The sequence below is a fragment of the Saccharopolyspora sp. SCSIO 74807 genome (genome assembly GCF_037023755.1).
GTDB classification, from domain to species: Bacteria; Actinomycetota; Actinomycetes; order Mycobacteriales; family Pseudonocardiaceae; genus Saccharopolyspora_C; species Saccharopolyspora_C galaxeae.
Genome location: NZ_CP146100.1, coordinates 6,315,753 through 6,340,143, shown reverse-complemented (window position 1 = coordinate 6,340,143; position 24,391 = coordinate 6,315,753). Strand labels below are relative to the sequence as shown.

Genomic DNA, 24,391 nt, shown 5'->3' with positions numbered 1-24,391 from the left:
GGCGTCGGCTCCGGGAAAAACGCGAACATATTTCGTGTTCAACCGTGGTTCACTGCCCCGAAGTCCGTGTTTCGGACGATCTACACGTACCGGCGCAACGATGAGGCCGCCCGATGCCGAGATCCAGGAGCCGCCGTGAAACCGCACCGCCGTCTGCCCATCGCCCTCACCGCGACCACGCTCGGCGCCGTGGCCGCGCTGGCGGCGCCCACCGCCTTCGCGGGGACCAAGGCCAACGAACTGCCCGACCCGAGCACCTATGACTCCGCGATCGCCTGGCTGCCGGACACGCAGTACTACTCCGCGAGCCACCCCGAGCACTTCGACAACCAAACCCGCTGGCTCGCCGAGAACGCCGCGGCCCGCAAGATCGGCTACGCCGCGCACACCGGCGACATCGTCGACAGCGCCCTGCTCGAGAACCAGTGGAAGAACGCCGACGCCAGCATGCAGAAGCTGGACGAGGCCGGGCTGCCCTACGGCGTCGTGGAGGGCAATCACGACCGCGGCGGCGAGAACTACGAGAACTACTTCGGGCAGGAGCGCTTCGCGGACTCCCCGGTCTACGGCGAGCAGCGCGAGGACAACCGCCAGCACTTCGACCTGGTCGACGTCGGCGGCAAGCAGGTCATGATGCTGTACCTGACCTGGGACATGCAGGAGGAGGACTTCGCCTGGGCGCAGCGCGTGCTCGCCGAGCACCCGGACGTGCCCGCGATCGTCAACGTGCACGCCTACCTGAACACCGACGGCTCCTACGACCAGCAGGGCCAGGAGATCTTCGACCGGATCGTCAAGCCGCACGACAACGTCAAGGCCGTGCTGTGCGGGCACAACCACGGCGTCGCGCACAACGAGAAGGACCTCGGCGGCGGCCGCAAGGTCTCCGAGATCCTGGCCGACTACCAGAGCGCCGACGAGGGCGGCCTGGGCTACCTGCGGCTGCTGCAGTTCGACGTGGACGCGAACAAGATGATCGTCGACACCTACTCGCCGTCGCTGGACGACTCGAACTACTTCGACCAGGGCGACGACTTCACCGTCGACCTGTCGCTGTGAACCCGTACCGGTGAGCCCGCCTCGGCCCGGGGTGCGCCGTTCGCGCACCCCGGGCTGGTCTCGGCAGGACGTCGTCGTTGCTGTTCGCGGGTGTTCTCACCAGATCTTCATGAAAGTAAGGGTAGGCTAACTTCAACTCGGGTGTCAGTGCCGCTGCGCGGTCTGCTCAGTCACATGCGTCGTCGCACGCGCTGCGCGGCCGCTGCTGACGTGCGAGACGGGCTCGCACGACGAAAACGGGGCCGCCCGCCGATGCGGACGACCCCGTTGCGGAAGTGTGCGGCTCACCAGCCCCGTTCGCGCCACTGCGCGAGCTGCGGCCGCTGCTCGCCGAGCGTCGAGTCGTCGCCGTGCCCGGGGTAGAACCACGTGTCGTCCGGCAGCTCCGCGAACACCCGGTTCTCGACGTCGTCCAGCAACGACCGGAAGTCCTCCGGCGAGTTCGTCTTGCCCACCCCGCCGGGGAACAGCGAGTCCCCGGTGAACAGGTGCGGATGCCCGGCCGGGTCGCGGTAGAGCAGCGCGATCGAGCCGGGGGTGTGCCCGCGCAGGTGGATGACCTCCAGCGCGGACTCGCCGACCTGCACCGTCTCGCCGTGCTCGACCAGCCGGTCCGGCGGCACCGGCAGCTCCGCCGCGTCCTTCGGGTGCGCCACGGTGTAGCAGCCGGTCTGGCCCGCGACCGGTCCCAGCGCCTGCCAGTGATCGGGATGCTGGTGGGTGGTGACGATGGTGCGCAGCCGCGGCCGGTCGTCGTCGTGGCCGAGCAGGTCCGCGAGCCGTTCCGAGTCGTTCGCCGCGTCGATCAGCAGCGCGTCGCCGGTGCGGCGGCAGGTCAGCAGGTAGGCGTTGTTGTCCATCGGGCCGACCGACAGCTTCGTGACGGTCAGCGCGTCCAGCACCCGCTTGGCGGGCGCTCCGCCGGGTTCCACGTGTCCGGTGTACTCCACGCCGCGAACCCTATCGGTATTGCGCGAGGTGCGGCTCACAGCCACGTCGGCAGGTCGGGCACTTCGCCTTCCAGCTGCTCGCCGCGTTCCCGGCCGAGCAGCCAGCCCAGCAGCGCGCCGGGAGTGCCGCGCACCTGGGCGGGCACCGAGGTCGTGCCGCGCAGTTCCCAGGAGCGGGTGCGCCCGTCGGCGAAGTCCGCCACGACCGTCACCGCGGGCACGTCCGAGCGGCCGCCGAACCGCTGCACCACGTCTTCCAGCAGCTGTTCGGCGTCCGCGCCGGGGATCTCGTCGAACCCGAGGCCGCAGTCCAGGTCGACCGAGTGCACCCACAGCTCCAGCAGGCGCTTGCGCAGCACGTGACGCGCGGGCATCGGCTCGCCGCCGGCATCGACCTCCGCTTCCCATGCCGACGCGGGCAGCGTGCGAACCGCGTGCGCGAACCGGCCGTGCGCGGCGGCCAGGTCCTCCACCAGCAGCCGGTGCGGGCGCACCGAGCCTTCCTCGATGTCCGCGGCCCGGTCCGCGGCGCTCGGGTACATCGGGTGCTCCGCGCCGGTCTTCGCCCAGGTCAGCAGGTTCACCAGGCCGTCGGCGTTGCGGGCGAGGTGGGTCAGCACGTGCGAGCGCCGCCAGCCGGGCAGCAGGCTCGGCGCGCGAACGCTGGCGTCGTCGAGTGCCTCGGCCGTCGCCAGCAGGTGCTGCGTGCTGCGTTCGATCGCGGACAGTGCGGCGGTGACCTGTTCGGTCGGCTGCGGGGCTCCGGTGGGCGCGTGCGCGCCGCCGGCGCCGAGGACGGTGTCAGCCATCGGCAATTCCTTGACTTGTGCAGCGAATTTCCGGACCCACGAGGGGTGTCCGAGGGTAGGGGCAGACGTGGCCGGGCCGACAGTGCCCATTCCGGGGGAATTTGCGTATCGTCGCGGCGGGCGGGGCAGGCGCCGCCGGGCCGGGAATGCCCGCCGCGGCCGCCCGCGTTGTGCGTGCGAGAGCCGTGTGACGAGGGACGAGTCCGGGATTCCAGGAATTGTCGGTGCCTCGGCTTAGCATGGCGCGGCGACGTCCGAGCGTCACCGGGACGCACCGCGACCGGCCCGGCCGGGATGTTCCGAAACCGGATGTCCGGCCCGAGATGTCCGGGTTCGGCCCGGCTGCCGTCAACCCGGGACACCGGGCCGGTACCGGCGGTCCGCGAGCGCGGCCTCCGGGCACCGGCGGGGTCGCGGAACCGGCACGGCCCCCGGTGGGACCATTCGGCTGGGGAAGCACTCCGAGTCCCACCGGTGACCGGTACCGCCCGCAGGCGCGGTGTCCGGGCGTGCCTGCACCGAACCGGCGAGAACCTCCGAAGGGATCACAGTGGCCGACCGCCTCGTCGTCCGCGGCGCCCGTGAGCACAACCTGCGCGGGATCGACCTCGACCTGCCGCGCGACAGCCTCATCGTGTTCACCGGGCTGTCCGGCTCCGGCAAGTCCAGCCTCGCATTCGACACCATCTTCGCGGAGGGCCAGCGGCGCTACGTGGAGTCGCTCTCGGCGTACGCGCGGCAGTTCCTGGGGCAGATGGACAAGCCCGACGTGGACTTCATCGAAGGCCTCTCGCCCGCGGTGTCGATCGACCAGAAGTCGACCAGCCGCAATCCGCGCTCCACGGTGGGCACCATCACCGAGGTGCACGACTACCTGCGGCTGCTCTACGCCCGCGCGGGCAACCCGCACTGCCCGACCTGCGGTGAGCCGATCAGCAAGCAGACCCCGCAGCAGATCGTCGACCAGGTGCTGGAGATGCCGGAGCGCACCCGCTTCCAGGTGCTCGCCCCGGTGATCCGCGGCCGCAAGGGCGAGTACGTCGACCTGTTCGAGCAGCTGCAGTCGCAGGGCTACGCGCGCGCCCGGGTGGACGGCGAGGTGCACCAGCTGGAGTCGCCGCCGAAGCTGAAGAAGCAGGAGAAGCACGACATCGCCGTGGTCGTGGACCGGCTGACGGTGAAGGCGAACGCCAAGCAGCGGCTCACCGATTCGATCGAGACCGCGCTGCGGCTGGCCGACGGGCTGGTGGTGCTGGAGTTCGTCGACGTCGAAGAGGGCGACCCGAACCGCGAGCGCCGCTTCTCCGAGCACCTGGCCTGCCCGAACGGGCACGCGCTGGGCGTGGACGAGCTGGAACCGCGCTCGTTCTCGTTCAACTCGCCCTACGGCGCCTGCGCGGAATGCGCCGGGCTCGGCATCCGCAAGGAGGTCGATCCCGAGCTCGTCGTGCCGGACGAGGACCTGCCGCTGGGCGATGGCGCCATCGCGCCGTGGGCCGGTGGGCACACCGCCGAGTACTTCACCCGGCTGCTGACCTCGCTGTCCGAGTCGGTCGGTTTCCGGATGGACACGCCGTGGAAGCGGTTGCCGACGAAGGTGAAGAAGGCGGTCCTGCACGGCACCAGCGATCAGGTGCACGTGCGCTACCGGAACCGCTACGGGCGGCAGCGCTCCTACTACGCCTCCTACGAGGGCGTGATCCCGTTCCTGGAGCGGCGGCTGGAGCAGACCGAGTCCGACTACGCCCGCGAGAAGTACGAGGGCTACATGCGGGACGTGCCCTGCCCGGCCTGCGAGGGAACCCGGCTCAAGCCCGAGATCCTCGCGGTGACCATGCAGGGCGCCGATCGCGGCGAGCTCTCGATCGCGCAGGTCAGCGCGCTGAGCGTGCAGGACTGCGCGGATTTCCTGAACGGCCTGGTGCTGGGCCACCGGGAGGAGATGATCGCCGGCCGGGTGCTCAAGGAGGTGCAGGCCCGGCTGGGGTTCCTGCTGGACGTGGGCCTGGACTACCTGTCGCTGGACCGCGCGGCCGGGACGCTGTCCGGCGGTGAGGCGCAGCGCATCCGGCTGGCCACGCAGATCGGGTCCGGCCTGGTCGGCGTCCTCTACGTGCTGGACGAACCGTCGATCGGGCTGCACCAGCGGGACAACCACCGGCTGCTGGAGACGCTGAGCCGACTGCGCGACCTGGGCAACACCCTCATCGTCGTCGAGCACGACGAGGACACCGTGCGCAGCGCGGACTGGGTGGTCGACATCGGGCCGGGCGCCGGTGAGCACGGCGGCCACGTCGTGCACTCCGGCCCGTACAAGCAGCTGCTGGACAACGAGGAGTCGCTGACCGGCGATTACCTCGCCCGCCGCAAGCGGATCCCGTTGCCGCAGAGCCGCCGGGAGCGCAACCCGAAGCGGCAGTTGACCGTGGTCGGTGCCCGCGAGCACAACCTCGGCAAGATCGATGTGTCGTTTCCCCTGGGCTGCATGATCTCGGTGACCGGCGTGTCCGGCTCGGGCAAGTCCACCTTGGTCAACGACATCCTGGCGTCGAGCCTGGCGAACAAGCTCAACGGCGCGCGCCAGGTCCCGGGCAGGCACACCCGGATCAAGGGCTTGGAGCACGTGGACAAGCTGGTGCAGGTGGACCAGTCGCCGATCGGGCGCACCCCGCGGTCGAACCCGGCGACCTACACCGGCGTGTTCGACCACATCCGCAAGCTGTTCGCGGCCACCACCGAGGCGAAGGTCCGCGGCTACCAGCCGGGCCGGTTCTCGTTCAACATCAAGGGCGGCCGGTGCGAGGCGTGCGCGGGCGACGGCACGCTGCGCATCGAGATGAACTTCCTGCCGGACGTGTACGTGCCGTGCGAGGTGTGCGGCGGTGCGCGGTACAACCGCGAGACCCTCGAGGTGCACTACAAGGGGAAGACCATCGCCGAGGTGCTGGACATGCCCATCGAGGAGGCCGCGGAGTTCTTCGAGCCGATCAAGGCGATCCACCGGCACCTCAAGACCCTGGTGGACGTCGGGCTGGGCTACGTGCGGCTGGGCCAGCCGGCGCCGACGCTGTCCGGCGGCGAGGCGCAGCGGGTGAAGCTGGCCAGCGAGCTGCAGAAGCGTTCCACCGGCCAGACCGTCTACGTGCTCGACGAGCCGACCACCGGGCTGCACTTCGAGGACATCCGCAAACTGCTCGGCGTGATCAACGGGCTGGTCGACAAGGGCAACACGGTGATCGTGATCGAGCACAACCTGGACGTCATCAAGACTTCCGACTGGCTGCTCGACCTCGGCCCGGAGGGCGGTTCCGGTGGCGGCGAGCTGGTCGCCGAGGGCACCCCGGAGCAGGTCGCCGAGGTGGACGGCAGCTACACGGGCCGCTTCCTGGCGCCGATGCTCGCGGAGAGCTGAGCCGCGGTCCCGGCTCGCGGGGACACCGCGGGCCGGGGCGCGGGTTCTTGCCCGACCGCACCGGAATGCGGCGTTCACCCGGCCTGCAGTGATGCATCCTGCTGTGCATGATTCAGGATTATTGTTGCATTTGCATTGCGCTGTATTTCGTCGCCGTTCTCCTCATTCGTTCAGCGTATTGTTGCGCGGTTTTCCCGCTCGTATTCTCTGTGTCTGACAGGTCTGCACGGTTTTCCGCCGGTTCGGCTTGCGCGCTGATTCGGCGCGTTGCGGAATGGTTCGGAGGGAATGATGAGCGGCTCGGCGGCCGGTCCGCAGAAAGTGATTTGGGACGTCACCTACGCTTGCCCGCTGCGGTGCGTGCACTGCTACTCGGAGTCGGGCAGGAGGCCGTCGCGGCGGCTCGGCCGGGAGGGGCTGCTGCGCGTCACCGACGCGATCATCGAACTCGGTCCGGAGTCCGTCGCGCTGGCCGGCGGCGAACCGTTGCTGGTCAACGGCATTTTCGAGGTGGCAGCGCGGTTGCGCTCCGCGGGTGTGCAGGTCGCGTTGTTCACCGGCGGGTGGTCGTTGCGGGCCGAGATGGTCGGCGAACTCCTGCGCGTCTGCGACACCGTGGTGGTCAGCCTCGACGGAGCGACTGCGGAGGTGCACGACCGCATCCGGGGCAGACCGGGCTCGTTCGCCGCGGCGATGTCCGCGCTTTCCATGCTCGATAGCGCCATCGAATCGGGCGCGCGCGCCGAAATGGGCGTCGACGGCGTCGTGCTGCGGAGCAATTTCGACCAGCTGGAGCGGTATTGCACGGAAATCGCGCCGCGATTCCCGCGGTTGAGCGCGCTCGAATTCGGCGCGGTGGTCCCCGCCGGGCTGGCCAGTCGCACCGGATTCGGCGAGCACGAATTGCTGAGCGAAGGGCAGATGTCCGCGCTCGGCGGTGCCGAACTGCCGCGCCGCCTGCAGTCGCTGGCGCCCGATTCGGTGCAGGTCGGCTGCACCGACAACCTCGAGCTGCGGATGGGACCGGACGCACCGGATGAGCTGCCCGTGGTCCAGGTCGAACCCGACGGTGCGGTGCGGGCGATGCCCGTTTACGAGGGCACCGTCGGCACGCTGCTGTCGGAACCGGGCGACGTGCTCTGGCAGCGCGCGCTTCAGCGCCGCCGCGACCCCTTCGTCGTCGAAGTCCTCTCCGGTGTGCGCACCGTCCAGCAGTGGGCCGAGGCCGCCCGCACGCTCGATCGGCACTTCGGTTCCGAGCAGGTCCGCGCCCGCATCGACCGCCGCCCGGCCTTCGCGCCGTAGCGGCGGATCCGGCGTGAACGCGCCGCACCGGCGCGTTCGGTGTCCCGCGAGCGGGGGAGGAGGTGATCGTCATGGCGTGGCCGTCCTGGCCGGAAGGCATTCGCTGAGGCGGGCCGTGCCGAGCGGCGCCCCGGTTGCTCTGCCGCGGGCGCCGCTCGGACCCGTGCGGGTGATCTTGAACGACTCCGGCCTGTCGATGGGACAACCGCGGACGCCGACCGGAAACTGGGGAACCGGCCGTTGCGGGACCGGGACGGGGGCAGCAGGCACGGGGCAGCCGGGAACAGGTCTCAGCCGGCGACGAAGTGCCTCCCGGAACCGGGCATCGCCGGGGATCAAGGCACTGCCGGGGAACGAGACAAGGCCGGCAACGAAGCACTGGGGACCAGGCCACCGGGGAAGGCCGGCGCAGAGATCTGGGGGCGTATGCGGGCCTATCGAGCGTTGTTCGGACACCGGGGAGTTCCCCGCTTGTTCGCCGCGGTCGCGCTGACCCGGATCGCCCCGCCGATCCTCAACCTGAGCCTGCTGCTGGCGGCCGCGGCCGCCCACGGCTACGCGATCGGTGGCCTGGTGCTGACCGGGTTCTCGGTCGCCCTGGCGGTGTGCGTGCCGGTTTCCGGCAGGCTGGTGGACCGCTTCCGGCCGCGCGCGGTGCTGCTCGCCCTGCTGGTCGTGCACGTCCTGGCCTGCGCGGCAACGGTGCTGGCGCTGGCCGCGCAGGCCGATCCGGTGCTGTTGATCGCGGCAGCGATCGGGGTCGGCGGCAGCGCCCCGCCTGCCGCGCCGGTGATCCGGGCGAGCTGGCCCGCGATCCTGCCCGCCGAGCAGCTGCGCACCGCCTACGCGCTCGACGCGGTGCTGAACGAGACGATGGTCGTGGGCGGGTTGCTCGTGGTCTCCGGCCTGCTCGCGCTGGCAGCGCCGGTCGCGGCGGTCGGGGTCGCCGGCGTCTGCACCGCCCTCGGCGTGCTGATCGCAGTGCCGGGCCTGCGTGCGCCCGCCGAGCGTGTCCGCACCCGTGGCGTTCGCGGCTTCCTCGGCCCGCTCGCGCAAGGGCGGGTGCGGGTGCTGCTCGGCATGGCCGCGGCGGACATGGTGGCCTTCGGCTGCTTGCTGGTGGGGGTGTCCGCGCTGGCGACCTCGGCCGCCGCGCCGGAAGCCTCCGGCGTGCTGCTGAGCGTCTTCTCGGCCGGAGCCGTGTTCAGCGCGTTGTGCTACGGCATGCGGGAACGCGACACCGCCGCCCGCCCGCGACTGGTGGCGTTGCACGCCGTTTCGGCGTTGCTGCTGGCGATCGTGGCGGCGACGTCCGGACCGGTGCTCGCGGGCGTGGTCCTGCTGCTGCTCGGGCTGGTCAGCGGGATGCGGGACACGCTGCACCAGCTGGTCCTGGGCAGCGCGGCCGCGGCCGAGCACCGCACCGAGGCGTTCGCGTGGCTGACCACCTGCATGTGGGGCGGCAACGGCATCGGAACCGCCGTGGCCGGTCAACTGGTCGGCTGGTCGGGCGGTTCGCACCGCGCGGCACTGCTGACCGCGGCGCTCGCGGCCGGGGCGGCCTCGGTGCTCGCGCTCATGCTGCGGGCGCGCGCGGGTGCGCCGCAGGTTCAACGGCAGTCGTGAAGGCTCGCACGCGGTACGGCCACCGAGATGAGCGCAGCTGTCCTGGCCGGTGCGCGTCAGTCGGCGGGACAGGAGAGGGAACCACGGTCCGGCGTGGAGTCCGGCGGCGACGCGGATCGGCGACTATCGCGCTCAGACCAGCACGCTCAGCCCGGCCGCCACCGCGAACGCGCTCAGCGACAGGATCGTCTCCAGCACCGTCCAGGTCTTGAGCATCTCGGCGACGGGGATGCCGAAGTACCGCGAGATGATCCAGAACCCGCCGTCGTTGACGTGCGAGGCGATGATCGACCCGGCGCCGATGGCGACCGCGACCAGCGCCAGCTGCGGCTGCGAGTAGGCGGATCCGGCCAGCAGCGGCGCGACGATGCCGCCGGTGGTCACGATCGCGACCGTCGCCGAGCCCTGCGCGATCCGCATCCCGGAGCTGATCAAGTACGCCGATGCGATCACCGGCAGTCCGGTGGCCTGCAACGATCCGGCCAGCGCATCGCCCACCCCGGTTTCCGAGAGCACTTCGCCGAAGAATCCGCCCGCACCGACGACCAGCAGGATCATGCCCAGCGGCCGCAGCGCCCGCGCGGTCAGCTCCGCGATGTCCGCCCCGCCCAGGCCGCGCCGCGTGCCCAGCAGCCAGAACGCGATCAACACCGCGATGGTCAGCGCGACGACCGGATTTCCCAGGAACGTCAACGCGTCCAGCGCGGCACCGGGCGGCAGCGTGATGCCTGCGAAGGTGCCGCCGAGGATCAGCAGCACCGGCAAGCCGATCACCAGCGCCACCACGCCGAGCGGCGGTTCGCCGGCGTCCTCGGGCGGTTCGCCCGCCGTTTCCGGCACCGGCAGGTGGATGCGCTTGCCGATCCACGACGAGTACAGCACGCCCGCCACGACGAACGCGGGGAGTCCGCAGGCCAGCCCCATGATGATGAGCCAGCCCATGTCCACCCCGAGCAGCCCGGCGGCAACCACCGGCCCGGGGTGCGGCGGCAGGAAGGCGTGCGTCATTGAGAGTCCCGCCACCAGCGGCAGGCAGTAGAGCAGGATCGACCGCCCGCCCTGCCGGGCCGCGACGTAGACCAGCGGCGCGAGCACGAAGATCCCGATGTCGAAGAACACCGGAACGCCGAACACCAGCCCGGCCAGCCCCATCGCCAGCGGCGCGCGCCGCTGCCCGAACGCCGCCAGCAGCCTGCGGGTGAGCAACTGTGCGCCGCCGGAGTTCTCCAGCACCGCGCCGAGGATCGCGCCGAGCCCGACGATCGCGGTGATGTGCCCGAGGATGCTGCCGAATCCGTTCTCCAGCAGGGATTCGCTGCTCTTCTGCGCAGAGCCCACGATGTCGCGCACCGGCAATCCGGCGGCCAGCGCCAGCAGCAACCCGGTGATGATCAGCGCGATGAACGGCTCCACCCGGAACCGCATGATCATCGTCAGCAGCGCCGCGATCGCGGCCGCGGATAACGTCAGCAGCCCGGCGGTGTCGTGCTGCAGCCAGTGCACAACGCTGTACACAGTGGACTCCTCGGATTCAGGGGTTGCGGCGCAGGGCGCGCCCGGGAAGCGCCTCGGTGCGGTTTCCGTGTTCCAGCACCGGGATTCCGTTGACCAGCACGTGGTGCACGCCGTCGGCGGTCCGGCGCGGGTCGTCGAACGTCGCGGTGTCGGCGATGGTGTCGGGGTCGAACAGCACGAGGTCGGCGGCCGCGCCTTCCCGGATCCGGCCGCGGTCGGGCAGGCCGAGCCGGTCGGCGGCGCGCGCGGTCAGGTGCGCGACGCATTCCTCCAGGCTCAGCACGCCGAGTTCCCGCACGTAGTGCCCCAGGTAGCGCGGGAACGTGCCCCACGCGCGCGGATGCGGCCGCGAGCCCACGAGCAGGCCGTCGCTGCCGCCGGTGTGCGCGTGGTGGCGCATGATCGTGCGCACGTTGTCCTCGTGTCCGACGTGCATCAGGCAGGACGTGCCGAGGCGTTCGTCCACGAGCACGTCCATGTACAGCTCGGCCGGAGCTTTCCCCGCCGTGCGGGCGGATTCGGCGATGCTGCGCCCGACCAGCCCGGTGTTGCCCGCATCGCGCACGCCGTTGATCTCGATGCTGTCCCAGTCGATCGGCACGCCGTGGTTGCCGTCCGAACCGTCCACCTCCATCACGTGCCGGATCCGCTCCCGCGCCGCGGAATCCCGCAGTCGCTCCAAAGTGGATTCGACGCCGCCTTCGGCCGCCCAGCTCGGCAGCAGCGCGTGCAGCGAGGTCGCGCCCGGCAGGTACGGGTAGGTGTCCAGCGTGATGTCCACCCCGTCCGCCAGCGCACCGTCCACCATGGACAGCAGGTCGGCGGCGCGGTCCCGGTTCACCTCGAAGTTCATCGTGGCGTGCGCCAAGTGCAGTGCGCAGCCGGACCAGCGGCTGACCTCGATCATCTCCTCGTAGGCCGCCAGCGCGCCCGCGCCGTAGCTGCGGTGGTGCGGGCTGTAGAACCCGCCGTGCTCGGCCACCACCCGGCAAAGCTCCGCGAGCTCGGAGGTCGGTGCGTACATGCCGGGCGTGTAGGTCAGCCCCGACGACATGCCGAACGCACCCTCGCGCAGCGATTCCGCCAGCACCCGCCGCATCGCCGCGAGCTCGTCGCCGGTGGCCTCCCGATCGTCGAACCCGACGCACAGCATCCGCAACGTGCCCTGCGGCACCAGGTAGGCGGCGTTGACCGCGATCCCGCGGTCCAGCCGGTCCAGGTATTCCCGCACGCTGCGCCAATTCCAGTCGAACCCGGGCGGATCGTCGTTCCAGCCCGCGATCTGCGTGCGCAGCGCGGCAAGCGTGGCGTCGTCCACCGGCGCGTAGGAGAGCCCGTCCTGGCCGAGCACTTCCAGCGTCACGCCCTGCGAAACCTTCGCCAGGTGGTCCGGTTCGGCGAGGATCTGCAGGTCCGAGTGCGAGTGCATGTCGATGAACCCGGGCGCGAGCACCAGCCCGTCCGCGTCCACCACGTGCCGCGCGCCGAGCGTCCCGGGCTCGCCGATCGCGGTGATGCGGTCTCCGGAAACGACGACGTCACCGCGGTACGCGGGCCCTCCGGTGCCGTCGACCACCGTCGCCGCGCGGAAAACTGTGCCGGGGTGGGATTCCGGTGCCATGGCTGGCCTCCGATCGGGCGCGTGGCTGCGGCCGGGCCTGGCCCGGCGATGGACTCAGAAGAACGTGCGGACGAGGTCGACGACTTCTTCGCCGTCCACCACGGGAATCAGCGGCCACTTGTCGAAAACCGTGCAGGGGTGCGACAACCCGAACCCGACCCATTCGCCGATCCGCGGCCCGGGCTCGTCCACCGCGAGGAAGGCGTGCTGGTCGGCCAGCGAGGTGACCTTGCAGCCGGGCAGTTCGCGCACCACGCCGTCGCTGCCGCGATGCACCTGCGGTTCCGGCAGGTCCTGGTCGAAGGAGACGTCCCGGCGGCCCATCGTCACCAGCGCCAGCCCCGGCTCGGGACGCGAGGTCACCTGCGCCCAGATCCGCATCGCCGGGCGGAACGGCGACTCCTCGCCCGCCAGCCGGTGCGGCCTGCCGAACGGCGAGTTCCGCCGGTACAGCCCGTCGTCGTGGGTCACGTAGGCGCCGCTGCGCAGCACCGGGTCGACCGGCTTCGCCGTCGGCCACGCGGCGGCGAAGGCTTCGGCGACCTGGTCGAAGTAGGCGCTGCCGCCGCCGGTGACGATGATCCGCTGCACCTCGCCGAACAGCTCCGCCCGCGCGAGTTCGCCGACGACCTCCCGCATCCGCGCCATGTAGTCGTCCACAGTGGACAGCGCGGCGGCTGCGGTGCCGTGCGCGGCGGCACCCTCGTAACCGCCGACGCCCGCGAGCCGCAGCGCCGGCGACTCCGCGACCGCTCGCGCCACCTCCACCGCCTCCGGGACGGACCGCACACCGGTCCGCGCACCTTCCCAGCCGAGCTCCACGAGCACGTCCAACGGCCGGGAACCGCGCCCGGCCAGCGCCTCGGTCATCAGCCGCACCCCGTCGACCGAATCCACCCAGCAGCTCACCTCGAACTCCGGGTCCCGGTCGAGCTCGCCGGCCAGCCACGCCAGCCCCGCCGGGTCGAGCAGCTGGTTCGCCAGCAGCACCCGCCGCACGCCGAACGCCCGGTACACCCGCAGCTGGCTGATGTTCGCCGCCGTGACGCCCCACGCCCCGTGGTCGAGCTGGCGGCGGAACAGCTGCGGCGCCATCGTCGTCTTGCCGTGCGGGGCCAGCAGCACGCCGTGCCGCTCGCACCAGCGCGCCATCGTCGCGAGGTTGTGCGTGAGCGCGGAATCGTCCAGCACCAGCAGCGGGCCGACGAACCCGGCGTCGAAGAGCCGCGGGCGGCCGCTCAGGAATTCCCCCGCGGTGCGGCCGAACGCCTCCGCCGGAACGCCCTTGAACCGCCAGTCGAGCCGTTCCTCGCGCAGCGCGTCCACAGCGGACGCATCGATACCGGGACTTTCGGGCGTCGCGGACAACGAACCTCCAGAGATCGGGCCGCCGAGATGATAAGCACCACCGCAGTGCATTGGTCCAGACGAATCTGATGGAATCTTCCGGCCGCCGCACCGCGACCCGCGGGTCGGCCGCCGAACGCAGCACGCACCACGAAGGAGCACCGATGGCCCGCACCGTGATCACCACCGGCGACGCGCCGACCCCGCCCGCGGGCACCCCGCTGTCGCAGGGCGTGCGCAAGGGCAACATCCTGCAGGTCTCCGGGCAGACCCCGGTCGACCCGGCCACCGGCAAGCTGGTGCCCGGAGGCGTCGCCGAGCAGACCGAGCAGTCGCTGCGCAACGTGATCGCCGTGCTCAACGCCGGCGGCGCCGGGCTCGAGGACGTGCTGATGCTGCGGGTCTACCTCACCGACGTGTCGCAGTTCGCCGAGATGAACGAGACCTACGCCCGCGTGGTCGGTGAGCCGTTCCCCGCCCGCACCACCGTCTACGTCGGCCTGCCCGGGTTCGACGTCGAGATCGACGCCCTCGCCGTGCTCGGCGACTGACCGGCCCCACCGCCCCGCGCCCGCCTTCGGCGATGAGTGAACGGACCGTTCGTCCCACTAGATTGGTCGAACGGTCCGTTCGCTCGACGATGGTGGGCAGCGGAGGAGCCGGGCTGAAGTCGCGAGGGCCTCGCGGGTGCTCGTCGTGGCCCGGTGACCGCTCGTCGCGCCGACCTTGACATCCCCGTGCGGTGCTCGGAAGGTCAAGACCATTACCCGGCCCGCCGGGCAGCGCCCCGGCCGGTGACTCCTGGGAGGGCGCATGACCCGCAGCTCGGACGGCCGGATCGCGCAAGGCTGGGGCGGTCGCAAACCCAACGCCTGCCGGGCGATCGTCGTGCTGGCCCGCCGCAGCGGCACCGCGGTCGCCGGTCTGGTGACCACGCTGACCCGGCCCGCGGACCGGCTCGCGCCGATCCTGGTCTCGGCGGGCCCGGACCACCCCTCCTGCGAGACGGTGCAGCCGCCGACGCTGCTGGTCGGCCACGAGGTCGCCAACACCGCGCGCAGTGCCACGCTGATCGGCGGCGCCTGCCAGGTCGGGGTGGCCCAGGGCGTGCTGGACTCGGTCGCGGACGGACTGCTCGAACCCGACCAGGAGACCTTGGTGTTCGTCTCGCTGTGGCTCGACCACGACGCCGAGGACGAGACGGCGGTGCGCTGGTCGGCGCGCGAAGCGGTGGGTCTGGCGGTGCGCGAGGCGGTGCACGGGCTGCCGAAGGACGCGGCGCGCCGCCTGGTCGAGCAGCGCGACAACCTCACGCACCCGCACTACGGCGGGGAATGACCCCTCAGCGCACCGGCCCGGTGTACTTCTCCCCGGGGCCTTGTCCCGGCGGGTCCGGCACCGCGCTGGCTTCCCGGAACGCCCGTTGCAGGCTCTGCAGCCCGTCGCGGATCGGCGCGGCGTGCAACCCGAGGTATTCCGCGGAGGCGGTGACCAGCCCGGCCAGCGCGGTGATCAGCCGCCGCGCCTCGTCGAGGTCCCGGCCGGGCGCGCTGTCCGGTTCGTCGTCGCCGAGGCCGAGCTTCTCCGCGGCCGACGACATGAGCATCACCGCGGCCCGGCTGATCACCTCGACGCTGGGAACATCCACGAGTTCGCGGACGTTGTCCATGGGGTCGGCTGCGGCCGAGGCGCCGCTCGAAGGCACCCCGCTCGGGAGTCCACCGCTGGGCAGCCCAGTGCTCGAGGACATCGCCGCGGATTCGGCTTCCGAGGAACCCGCGAAATCCGCGGGCTCACCGGAATCGCCCGGGAGCTCCGGATTTTCGCCGGGGGATGGGGTCGACTGCGGTTCGTTCACGGCTGCTACCCTGGCATGAACGAACAGCTCCCGTGCAATCGGGGGCTGGCCGGGCGCCTGGCCGAAAACCAGGTCCGGCACAACAGTAAGAGACGAAAGTCGAGCCCCGTTGTAGTTCGGGGCGCCAAGTGGAGCCCCGCTCCCACCCGAGTGACCGCCTTCTGAAGGTCGCCGGGTCCCGGTCCCACCGGTGCGGCGCACGGGTGGTGCGAGCGGTATCGCGGTACCGGTTCGATCGGCAGGAGCAGGGTCGGCGCTGTTCCGGGTAATCCGGAATGCGCCGGGATCGCTGCACGTCCAGGGGCGAGCTTCACGCGCCGAGGCTGCAGCAGCGACGACCATCGAACCGAGGAGGCCCCATCAGCACGGAGACGCGCATCAACGACCGCATCCGCGTGCCCGAAGTCCGCTTGGTCGGACCCAACGGCGAACAGGTCGGAATCGTCCGCATCGAGGACGCGCTCCGGCTGGCGCAGGAAGCGGATCTGGACCTTGTCGAGGTCGCCCCGCAGGCGCGCCCGCCGGTCTGCAAGCTCATGGACTACGGCAAGTTCAAGTACGAGAGTGCGCAGAAAGCTCGCGAATCGCGCCGCAACCAGCAGCAGACCGTCATCAAGGAGCAGAAGCTCCGGCCGAAGATCGACCCGCACGACTACGAGACGAAGAAGGGCCACGTGTCCCGCTTCCTCGGCCAGGGTCACAAGGTCAAGGTGACGATCATGTTCCGCGGTCGCGAGCAGTCGCGTCCCGAGCTCGGCTTCCGGCTGTTGGAGCGGCTGGCCGACGACGTTTCCGACCTCGGGTTCATCGAGGCGAAGCCGAAGCAGGACGGCCGCAACATGATCATGGTCCTGGCTCCGCACCGGACCAACAAGACCAAGCAGAAGGCGACCGCGTCCTGACGCTTCGCCTCCCGCCTCCCGCCGGACGACCCGGTGACGCCCGCGCGGCACCGGGAGCCCGACGATGGGACGGCCGGTAGCACCGGTCGGCGTCGCAGCCGGCCGGTAGCGCACCGACCGGTCGGCCATCGGCCCGATCAGGTCCGCTGCGCCTCGCCAGAAGCGCGGTGGACCCCGTATGAGAAGGATGAGAGATGCCGAAGAACAAGACCCACAGCGGGACGAAGAAGCGTTTCCGGGTCACCGGCAGTGGCAAGCTGCGCCGCGAGCAGGCGGGCCGTCGCCACATCCTGGAGAAGAAGTCCAGCCGGGTGACCCGTCGCCTGGAGGGCACCGAAACGGTCGCCAAGAACGACGTCAAGAAGGTCAACCGGCTCCTGGGCCGCTGAGACCGCAGCGCGGACGCCGCGCCCCGAGCGGACCTTCCGCCGGTGCACCGGCTTCCCAGTGCTTCCAGCCCCCGGGCGGTCCCGCCGCCCCCGATGAGATCGACAGGACGGAACCGTGGCACGCGTCAAGCGGGCAGTGAACGCCCAGAAGAAGCGCCGCAGCATTCTCGAGCAGGCCAGCGGCTACCGCGGCCAGCGCTCCCGGCTGTACCGCAAGGCCAAGGAGCAGACGCTCCACTCGAACGTCTACGCCTACCGCGACCGGCGCGCCCGCAAGGGTGACTTCCGGAAGCTGTGGATCACCCGCATCAACGCGGCGACCCGGCAGAACGGTCTGAGCTACAACCGCTTCGTGCAGGGCCTGAAGGCCGCCGAGGTCGAGGTGGACCGCAAGGTGCTCGCCGACATGGCGGTGCGCGACCCGCAGGCGTTCGCCGCGCTGGTGGACGTTGCCAAGCAGCACCTGCCGGAAGGTGTGGCCTGATCGCCGAGGGCGCGCACGCTGATCAGCGGCCCAGGACGGCTCCAGCGGCCGATGCGCCGAGCGCATCGACACCGCTGACGGAGCGTTCGTCCCGGGTCGTTGTCGCGCGCAAGCTCACTCGCCGCGTCGGCCGGGATCGCGCGGGTGCGTTCCTGGCGGAGGGCGCGCGTGCGGTGGGCGAGGCGTTGGCCGCGCACTCCGCGGGCCGGTTCCGGGTGCGCGAGGTGTTCGCCACCGCCGAGCGGGCCGGACGGCTGCAGACCCCCGCCGGGGTGCCGGTGCGGACGGTGACGGACAAGGCCGCCGCGTCGCTGTCGGAGACCGTGACTCCGCAGGGGCTCGTCGCCGTTTGCGAGCTTCCCGCGGTCACCGCGGCGGATGCGCTAGCGCAGCGCCCGGCGCTGGTCGCGGTGCTGCTGGGAGTGTCCGATCCGGGCAACGCGGGCACCGTCGTGCGGGTCGCCGACGCAGCGGGTGCCGGCGCGGTGCTGTTCGCCGGGGACACCGTGGACCCGTACAACGGCAAGGCGGTGCGGGCTTCCACCGGGAGCCTGTTCCACCTGCCCGTCGCCCGGGACCGGGACGCGATCGGAGTGCTCCGCGCCTGCCGGGACGCCGGGCTGCGCTTGGTCGGTGCGGACGGGCACGCGCGGGACGACGTGGACACCGCCGCGGTGCAGGGCGAGCTGAGCACTCCGACCGCGTGGGTGTTCGGCAGCGAGGCCCACGGGCTGCCGCCGGAGGTTTCCGCGGAGCTGGACACCTCGCTGCGGGTGCCGATCTACGGGGATGCGGAGAGCTTGAACCTGGCCACCGCCGCGGCGGTCTGCCTCTACGGCTCCGCACGCGCCAGGCGCCACGGACGGTGAAGCGGCGATTGCGCCCGCGGGACGAACACGCCGGTGACCCGGCTGCGCGAAATGTGCTCGACCTGGTCGCATAGACTCAGGTGGATGCGGCGCGCCCGTGTCACTCACCCAGTGAGCGCTCGCAGTGCGGAACTCGCCGGTCGGCGCCGGCGGACCCACACCGCGCCGGCGGCCGGGCTTCCGGGGTGCCCGGGATTCCGAACTGCGCAGCACCGGTGACGCCGGACGAACGACGGGAGTCATGCACTAACGATGTCTGCAGCCAACGACTCGTACGACCCCAAAGAGGTCGCCGCGCTCGCGCCGGAGACGCTCGACCGCGCCGTGGTCGAGGCCCGCAAGGCGTTCGACGAAGCGGCCGGCCTCGACGAGCTGGCCGCCGTGAAGCCCGCGCACCTGGGGGAGCGTTCCCCGCTGCTGACCGCCCGCCGCGAGATCGGCGCGCTGCCGCCGAAGGCGCGTTCCGACGCGGGCAAGCGGGTCAACGAAGCGCGCGACGCCATCCAGGGCGCTTTCGACGAGCGCCGCGCGGCGTTGCAGGCCGAGCGGGACGAGCGGGTGCTGCGCGAGGAGTCGGTGGACGTCACGCTCCCGTCGAACCGGGTTCCGGCGGGCGCCCGGCACCCGATCACGCAGCTCATCGAGCAGGTCGCGGACAGCTTCGTGGCGATGGGCTGGGAGGTCGCCGAAGGGCCCGAGCTGGAGGCGGAGTGGTTCAACTTCGACTCGCTGAACTTCGGCAAGGACCACCCGGCCCGCACCATGCAGGACACCTTCCACGTCGCCCCGGAGGACTCCGGCCTGGTGCTGCGCACGCACACCTCGCCGGTGCAGGTGCGCTCGCTGCTGAGCCGGGACCTGCCGGTCTACCTGGTCTGCCCGGGCCGGACCTTCCGCACCGACGAGCTCGACGCCACGCACACCCCGGTGTTCCACCAGGTCGAGGGCCTGGCGGTGGACGAGGGCCTGACGATGGCGCACCTGAAGGGCACGCTGGACGCGTTCGCCCGCGCGATGTTCGGGCCGGAGTCGGCGACCCGGCTGCGCCCGAGCTTCTTCCCGTTCACCGAGCCGTCCGCGGAGCTGGACGTGTGGTTCCCGCAGAAGAAGGGCGGCGCGGGCTGGGTCGAGTGGGGCGGCTGCGGCATGGTCGACCCGCACGTGCTGCGCGCCTGCGGCGTGGACCCCGGCCGGTACACCGGGTTCGCGTTCGGCATGGGCCTGGAGCGCACCCTGCAGTTCCGCAACGGCATCCCGGACATGCGGGACATGATCGAGGGCGACGTCCGGTTCACCGCGCCGTTCGGCGTCGAATCCTGACCCGTCCCGCCGCGAGAGAGTAAGGACCTGAGCAAGTGCGGATTCCGGTTTCCTGGCTGGCCGAGCACCTGGAGCTGCCCGCGGACGCCACGGCCGAGACCCTGGCCGACGCCTTCGTCCGGATCGGGCTGGAGGTCGAGGACGTCATTCACCTGGCGCAGGTGAGCGGCCCGCTGGTGGTGGGCCGCGTCGCCGAGGTCGAGGAGCTGAGCGGCTTCAAGAAGCCGATCCGGTTCTGCCGCGTGGAGATCGGCGCGGACGACGCGGGCGAGCAGCGCACCCAGGGCATCGTGTGCGGGGCCACGAACTTCGACGAGGGCGAGCTGGTGGTCGTGGCGCTGCCGGGCACGGTGCTGCCGGGCGGCTTCGAGATCTCCTCGCGCAAGACCTACGGCCGCGTCAGCGAAGGCATGATCTGCTCGGCCAAGGAGCTGGGCATCGGCGAGGACCACAGCGGCATCCTGGTGCTGCCCGCGGGCGTCGCAGATCCGGGCGCGGACGCGACCGAGCTGGTGGGGCTGGACGACTCGGTGATCGAGCTGTCCATCACCCCGGACCGCGGCTATTGCTTCTCGGTGCGCGGTCTCGCCCGGGAGCTGTCCAACGCGCTGGACGTGCCGTTCGGCGACCCGGCGGCGCGGAACGTGCCGGAGGACGAGCGCCCGTCGCGTTCGGTGCGCATCGACGACCCGGGCGCGTGCTCGCGGTTCGTGTTCCGCCGCGTTACCGGTGTGGACCCGACCGCGCCGACGCCGTGGTGGATGCGGCGGCGGTTGGCGCTGGCCGGGGTGCGTTCGATCTCGCTGTCGGTGGACGTCACGAACTACGTGATGCTGGAGCTGGGGCAGCCGCTGCACGCCTTCGACGCTTCCAAGCTCACCGGCGACGTGGTGGTGCGCCGCGCGGCGGAGGGCGAGCAGCTGACCACGCTCGACGACGTGTCGCACGAGCTGGACCCGGACGACGTCGTGATCTGCGACGAGACCGGCCCGGTGAGCCTGGCCGGAGTGATGGGCGGCGCGCGGACCGAGATCGGCGCGGAGACCCACGACGTGCTGCTGGAGGCGGCGAACTGGGATCCGGCGAGCATCGCCCGCGCGATCCGCAGGCACAAACTGCCCAGCGAGGCGGGCAAGCGCTTCGAGCGCGGGGTGGATCCGGCGGTGGCGCCGGTGGCCACCGAGATGGCCGCGCAGCTGCTGGTTCGCTACGGCGAGGGGCGCGTCGCGCAGGGCCGCACGGACGTGGGGGAGCCGCTGGCGCCGGATCCGGTGACGATGCCGCTGGCGCTGCCGGACAAGATCGCCGGGGTGAACTACGAGCGCGGCGTGACCGCGCGGCGGCTCAACCAGATCGGCTGCCGGATCGAGGTCGGCACCTCCGACGAGGGCGTCGGGCTGGTCACCGCGTACCCGCCCACGTGGCGCCCGGACCTGACCCGGCCCGCGGACCTGGTCGAAGAGGTGCTGCGGTTGGAGGGCTACCACACCATCCCGTCGGTGCTGCCGCCCGCGCCCGCGGGCCGCGGCTTGACCGCGTTGCAGCGGCGGCGCCGCGCGATCTCGCGGCGGCTCGCCTCGGACGGCTACGTCGAGGTGCTGCCGTTCCCGTTCACCTCGTCGGCGACGCTGGAGAAGCTGGGCGTGCCGGAGGACGATCCGCGCCGCCGCACCCTCGCGCTGCTCAACGCGCTGGAGTCGGACCATTCCGAGCTGGCCACGACGTTGCTGCCCGGGCTGCTGGATGCGTTGCAGCGCAACGTTTCCCGCGGCCAGCGGGATCTGGCGCTGTTCCACATCGGACAGGTCGTGCTGCCGGGCGAGCAGCAGCCCGCGGTGCCGGAGGTCGGCGTCGAGCAGCGCCCGTCCGAGGAACTGCTCGCCGAGCTCGACGCGGCCTTGCCGGAGCAGCCCACGCACGCGGCGGTGGTGCTGTCCGGCCAGCGCGAACGTGCCGGCTGGTGGGGCTCGGGCCGTGCCGCGGGCTGGGCGGACGCGGTCGAGGCCGCGCGCACCGTGGCCCGTGCCGCGAACGTCGAGCTGGAGGTCACCACCGGTTCGCTCGCGCCGTGGCACCCGGGTCGCTGCGCCGATTTGAAGGTCGACGGCACTGTCGTTGGCCACGCCGGTGAACTGCACCCGAAGGCGTTGGAGGCGCTGGGCCTGCCCAAGCGGACCTGCGCGATGGAGCTCGACCTGGATGCGCTGCCGCTGACCGATCCGCGCCCGGCCCCGTCGATCTCGGCGTACCCGCCGGTGCTGCTGGACGTCGCGCTGGTGGTGGACCAGGCGGTGCAGTCGGCGGAGCTGGTCGAGGTGGTGCGCTCCGGTGGCGGCGATCTGCTGGAGGATGTGCGGCTGTTCGACGTCTACGCGGGCGAGCAGCTGGCCGAGGGCAAGAAGTCGCTGGCGCTGGCGCTGCGCTTCCGCGCGGCCGATCGCACGCTCAAGCAGGAGGAGGCGACCGAGGCCCGCGATTCCGCGGTCCGCGCCGCTGAATCCCGCTTCGGCGCCGCGCTGCGGGGCTGAGCTTTCGAGCCGCATTGCGCGGCTGAGCTTGCGACGGCCCGGTGTGCTTGCGAGCGCACCGGGCCGTTTCACGTTCCGCGCCCCACGGTCCGCGGGGCGCAACTAGCCTCTGATCATGAGTGTTGAATCGACCGCCGCTGCGGGTTCCGCTGCCCGCCTGGGGGTGAAGTCGGCGGCCGTCGTCCTCGCGAGCCTGCTGCTGGGCGGGCTGACGTCCTTCGCGCAGAGTTCGCTCGGCCCGCTGGATCCGCTGGCGAACTCCTCCAGCGGCTGGACGCTGCTGACCGCGTTGATCATCTGGTTCGCCCGGGAGCCGACGTTGCCGTCCGCGGTGTTCGGCCCGGTGAGCTTCGTGTCGCTGGTGCTGGGCTACACGGTGGCCGCCGCGCTTCGCGGGTTGACCTACAACCCGCTGATGTTCGGCGTGATCGGGTTGGTCGTCGGTCCGTTCGTGGGTGTCGCCGTCGCCTGGTTGCGCTGTCGCGGTCCGCGCGCCGCCGCGGGTGCTGCGCTGCTGTCCGGCATAGCCGTGGGCGAAGGGCTGTACGGGCTGATCGTGGTCTCCCGCAGCACGGGATGGTTCTACTGGACGGCAATCGCGGTGCTGGGAATCGCGTTGCTGGTCGTCACCCTCGTCAAGCGCAGCGTCGCTGCGCGCGATGTGCTGCTCGGCGCCGGTGGCACTGCGCTCGTCGCGGTGGCGTTCTACGCGACCTACACGAGCCTGTAGGCGGTTGCGCCGGATGGCGTTGTCGCGGCGACCGTTCACCGCAACGCCGGTCGATCGCCGCACCCGGTTCGGCGGCACCCCGCGGGACCTGGCAAAGTCGATCGTGACGTGATCGCTACGCAGTGGTGTGCAGGAGTCGGCTCATGAGCGCGCAGGATCGGCTGGTCGCGGATCGTTACCGGGTCGAGTCGAGGCTGGGCAGCGGTGCGATGGGCGTGGTGTGGAAGGCGTGGGACGAGCGCCTGAACCGCACCGTGGCGGTGAAGGAACTGCACCTGCGCAAGTCGGCCAGCGACGCGGACGTGCAGGCGATGAAGCGCCGCGCGATGCGCGAGGGCCGGATCACCGCGCGGTTGATGCACCGGCACGCGATCGCCGTCTACGACGTGGTCGAAGACGACGGCCGCCCCTGCCTGATCATGGAGCACTTGGCTTCGCGGAGCCTGGACGCGGTGCTGGCCGAGCGCGGCACGCTGCCGGTCGCCGAGGTGGCCAAGCTCGGCGCGGACGTCGCGGGCGCGCTCGCGGCCGCGCACGACGCGGAGATCGTGCACCGCGACATCAAACCCGGCAACATCCTCGTCGCCGAGGACATCACCAAGATCACCGACTTCGGCATCTCCCGCGCCATGGGGGACGCGAGCACCACCGGAGTGCTGGCCGGAACTCCCGCGTACCTGGCGCCGGAGGTCGCCCAGGGCGGCAAGGCCGATTTCCGCACCGACGTGTTCTCGCTGGGCTCCACGTTGTACGCGGCTTTGCAGGGGAATCCGCCGTTCGGGCTGGGGGAGAATTCGATCGCGCTGCTGCACCGGGTGGCCGCCGGTGATTTCGAACCACCCGCCGACGGCGGCGATCTGACTCCGGTGCTGCTGCGGCTGCTGGCGACCGAACCGGCGCAGCGGCCGTCCATGCGGGAGACCGCCGACGCGCTCGCCGCGGTGGCGGACGGCAGGTCGCTGCCGGAGTCGTTCACGGCGGTTCCTGCCGCACCGCCGAAGCCGGAACCGGCGGCGACGCCCGCACCACCCGCGCAGCCCGCGACGGAGCCCGCTGCGGAACCGTCGAAGCGCCGCCGCTACGGCCTGGTGCTGGCCGGTTCGCTGGTGGTCGTCGGCGCGGGGTTCGGTGCCGCGGTGCTGACCGGGTTGCTGACCGCCGAGGACATCGCCGGACCGCTCGCCCCGGCCGAGCAGCCCCGCCCGGAACCCGCTCCGGCGCCGAGCCCGCCGCCGCAGCCCGCTGCACCGCAGACGCCGGAGTCGGTCGTGTCCGAGTACTACGCGCTCATGCCGGAGGACATCGACGCGGCCTGGCAACGGCTCACCCCGGACTACCAGACCAACCACGCAGGCGGTTACGACGCTTTCGAGGAGTTCTGGGACCCGGTCGAGAGCGTGCAGACCTCGGCCGTGTCGACCGAGGGCCCGAACACCGCGCAGGCCACGGTCACCTACCACTTCGACGATGGCCGCGTGGTCGAAGAACCCACCCGCTACACGCTGTCCCGCGACGGCGACACGTGGAAGATCGCCGCGACGACGGTGCTCAGCAGCAGCACCCGCTGAGGACAGGTGCGGGACGACGCCGAATCCTCACGAAGTCGCAGGCGGGCACTCCCGCGCGCGGTTTCGCGGCACGGCGCGGTGATTTCGCCCGGTCTCGTC

The 24,391-nt window shown here is 71.5% G+C and carries 20 protein-coding genes; 14 read left to right on the top strand and 6 right to left on the bottom strand.

From position 1 onward, the window contains the following. Positions 1 to 135 precede the first annotated feature (135 nt). A complete protein-coding gene (locus V1457_RS29010) occupies positions 136 to 1,059 on the top strand; it encodes a metallophosphoesterase (RefSeq protein WP_338598324.1) in 924 nt (307 codons plus the stop codon). Between the two features lie 284 nt (positions 1,060 to 1,343). On the opposite strand, the gene V1457_RS29005 is transcribed toward V1457_RS29010, so the two are convergent. Both V1457_RS29005 and V1457_RS29000 read right to left on the bottom strand, forming a co-directional pair. Continuing rightward, positions 1,344 to 2,009 (bottom strand): MBL fold metallo-hydrolase, encoded by a 666-nt coding sequence (locus tag V1457_RS29005; protein ID WP_295141118.1) that lies wholly within the window; start codon positions 2,007 to 2,009, stop codon positions 1,344 to 1,346. Between the two features lie 35 nt (positions 2,010 to 2,044). Further along, positions 2,045 to 2,818: a maleylpyruvate isomerase family mycothiol-dependent enzyme gene (locus tag V1457_RS29000; protein WP_338598322.1), complete on the bottom strand. Its 774-nt coding sequence runs from the start codon at positions 2,816 to 2,818 to the stop codon at positions 2,045 to 2,047. Positions 2,819 to 3,368: 550 nt separating this feature from the next. Here V1457_RS29000 and uvrA point away from each other — a divergent pair. From uvrA to V1457_RS28985, 3 genes are all read left to right on the top strand, one after another. Then, entirely contained in the window at positions 3,369 to 6,230 is a 2,862-nt protein-coding gene (gene uvrA / locus V1457_RS28995; RefSeq protein ID WP_338598320.1) for an excinuclease ABC subunit UvrA, read from the top strand. Between the two features lie 291 nt (positions 6,231 to 6,521). After that, entirely contained in the window at positions 6,522 to 7,535 is a 1,014-nt protein-coding gene (locus tag V1457_RS28990) for a radical SAM protein (protein WP_338598318.1), read from the top strand. 471 nt (positions 7,536 to 8,006) lie between these two features. Beyond that, positions 8,007 to 9,161: an MFS transporter gene (locus tag V1457_RS28985; RefSeq protein WP_338598316.1), complete on the top strand. Its 1,155-nt coding sequence runs from the start codon at positions 8,007 to 8,009 to the stop codon at positions 9,159 to 9,161. 132 nt (positions 9,162 to 9,293) lie between these two features. On the opposite strand, the gene V1457_RS28980 is transcribed toward V1457_RS28985, so the two are convergent. Genes V1457_RS28980 through V1457_RS28970 form a run of 3 tightly spaced genes read right to left on the bottom strand, consistent with a single transcriptional unit; the run spans position 9,294 to position 13,665 of the window. After that, on the bottom strand, positions 9,294 to 10,676 hold the full coding sequence (locus V1457_RS28980) for a GntP family permease (protein ID WP_295151250.1): 1,383 nt from the start codon (positions 10,674 to 10,676) through the stop codon (positions 9,294 to 9,296). 16 nt (positions 10,677 to 10,692) lie between these two features. Continuing rightward, complete coding sequence (locus V1457_RS28975; protein ID WP_338598313.1) at positions 10,693 to 12,297, bottom strand: D-aminoacylase; 1,605 nt, start codon at positions 12,295 to 12,297, stop codon at positions 10,693 to 10,695. 54 nt (positions 12,298 to 12,351) lie between these two features. Then, positions 12,352 to 13,665: an amino acid deaminase gene (locus tag V1457_RS28970; RefSeq protein ID WP_338598311.1), complete on the bottom strand. Its 1,314-nt coding sequence runs from the start codon at positions 13,663 to 13,665 to the stop codon at positions 12,352 to 12,354. 143 nt (positions 13,666 to 13,808) lie between these two features. On the opposite strand from V1457_RS28970, the gene V1457_RS28965 reads away from it, so the two are divergent. After that, entirely contained in the window at positions 13,809 to 14,195 is a 387-nt protein-coding gene (locus V1457_RS28965; protein ID WP_200072093.1) for a RidA family protein, read from the top strand. Between the two features lie 262 nt (positions 14,196 to 14,457). Further along, the gene (locus V1457_RS28960; protein ID WP_338598308.1) at positions 14,458 to 14,982 is read left to right on the top strand and encodes a formaldehyde-activating enzyme; all 525 of its coding nucleotides are present in this window, start codon (positions 14,458 to 14,460) and stop codon (positions 14,980 to 14,982) included. 4 nt (positions 14,983 to 14,986) lie between these two features. Here the strand turns inward: V1457_RS28960 and V1457_RS28955 are convergent, their stop codons facing one another. Then, positions 14,987 to 15,313 (bottom strand): DUF1844 domain-containing protein, encoded by a 327-nt coding sequence (locus tag V1457_RS28955; RefSeq protein ID WP_200072154.1) that lies wholly within the window; start codon positions 15,311 to 15,313, stop codon positions 14,987 to 14,989. Positions 15,314 to 15,777: 464 nt separating this feature from the next. On the opposite strand from V1457_RS28955, the gene infC reads away from it, so the two are divergent. The 8 genes from infC to V1457_RS28915 all read left to right on the top strand — a co-directional run bounded on the left by infC (position 15,778) and on the right by V1457_RS28915 (position 24,292). After that, complete coding sequence (infC, locus tag V1457_RS28950; protein WP_233627980.1) at positions 15,778 to 16,404, top strand: translation initiation factor IF-3; 627 nt, start codon at positions 15,778 to 15,780, stop codon at positions 16,402 to 16,404. A gap of 194 nt (positions 16,405 to 16,598) precedes the next feature. Next, a complete protein-coding gene (gene rpmI, locus V1457_RS28945; protein WP_200072095.1) occupies positions 16,599 to 16,793 on the top strand; it encodes a 50S ribosomal protein L35 in 195 nt (64 codons plus the stop codon). Between the two features lie 115 nt (positions 16,794 to 16,908). Then, complete coding sequence (gene rplT, locus V1457_RS28940) at positions 16,909 to 17,277, top strand: 50S ribosomal protein L20 (RefSeq protein ID WP_200072096.1); 369 nt, start codon at positions 16,909 to 16,911, stop codon at positions 17,275 to 17,277. Positions 17,278 to 17,351: 74 nt separating this feature from the next. After that, entirely contained in the window at positions 17,352 to 18,146 is a 795-nt protein-coding gene (locus tag V1457_RS28935) for an RNA methyltransferase (protein WP_338605147.1), read from the top strand. 252 nt (positions 18,147 to 18,398) lie between these two features. Beyond that, on the top strand, positions 18,399 to 19,466 hold the full coding sequence (gene pheS / locus V1457_RS28930) for a phenylalanine--tRNA ligase subunit alpha (protein WP_295146438.1): 1,068 nt from the start codon (positions 18,399 to 18,401) through the stop codon (positions 19,464 to 19,466). Between the two features lie 35 nt (positions 19,467 to 19,501). Continuing rightward, positions 19,502 to 21,994, top strand: coding sequence for a phenylalanine--tRNA ligase subunit beta (gene pheT / locus V1457_RS28925; RefSeq protein ID WP_200072098.1), 2,493 nt, complete (start codon positions 19,502 to 19,504; stop codon positions 21,992 to 21,994). A gap of 115 nt (positions 21,995 to 22,109) precedes the next feature. Further along, positions 22,110 to 22,724, top strand: a complete 615-nt coding sequence (locus tag V1457_RS28920; protein ID WP_200072099.1) for a DUF6518 family protein — start codon at positions 22,110 to 22,112, stop codon at positions 22,722 to 22,724. A gap of 143 nt (positions 22,725 to 22,867) precedes the next feature. Further along, entirely contained in the window at positions 22,868 to 24,292 is a 1,425-nt protein-coding gene (locus V1457_RS28915) for a protein kinase domain-containing protein (RefSeq protein ID WP_338598301.1), read from the top strand. The last annotated feature ends 99 nt before the right edge of the window (positions 24,293 to 24,391 follow it).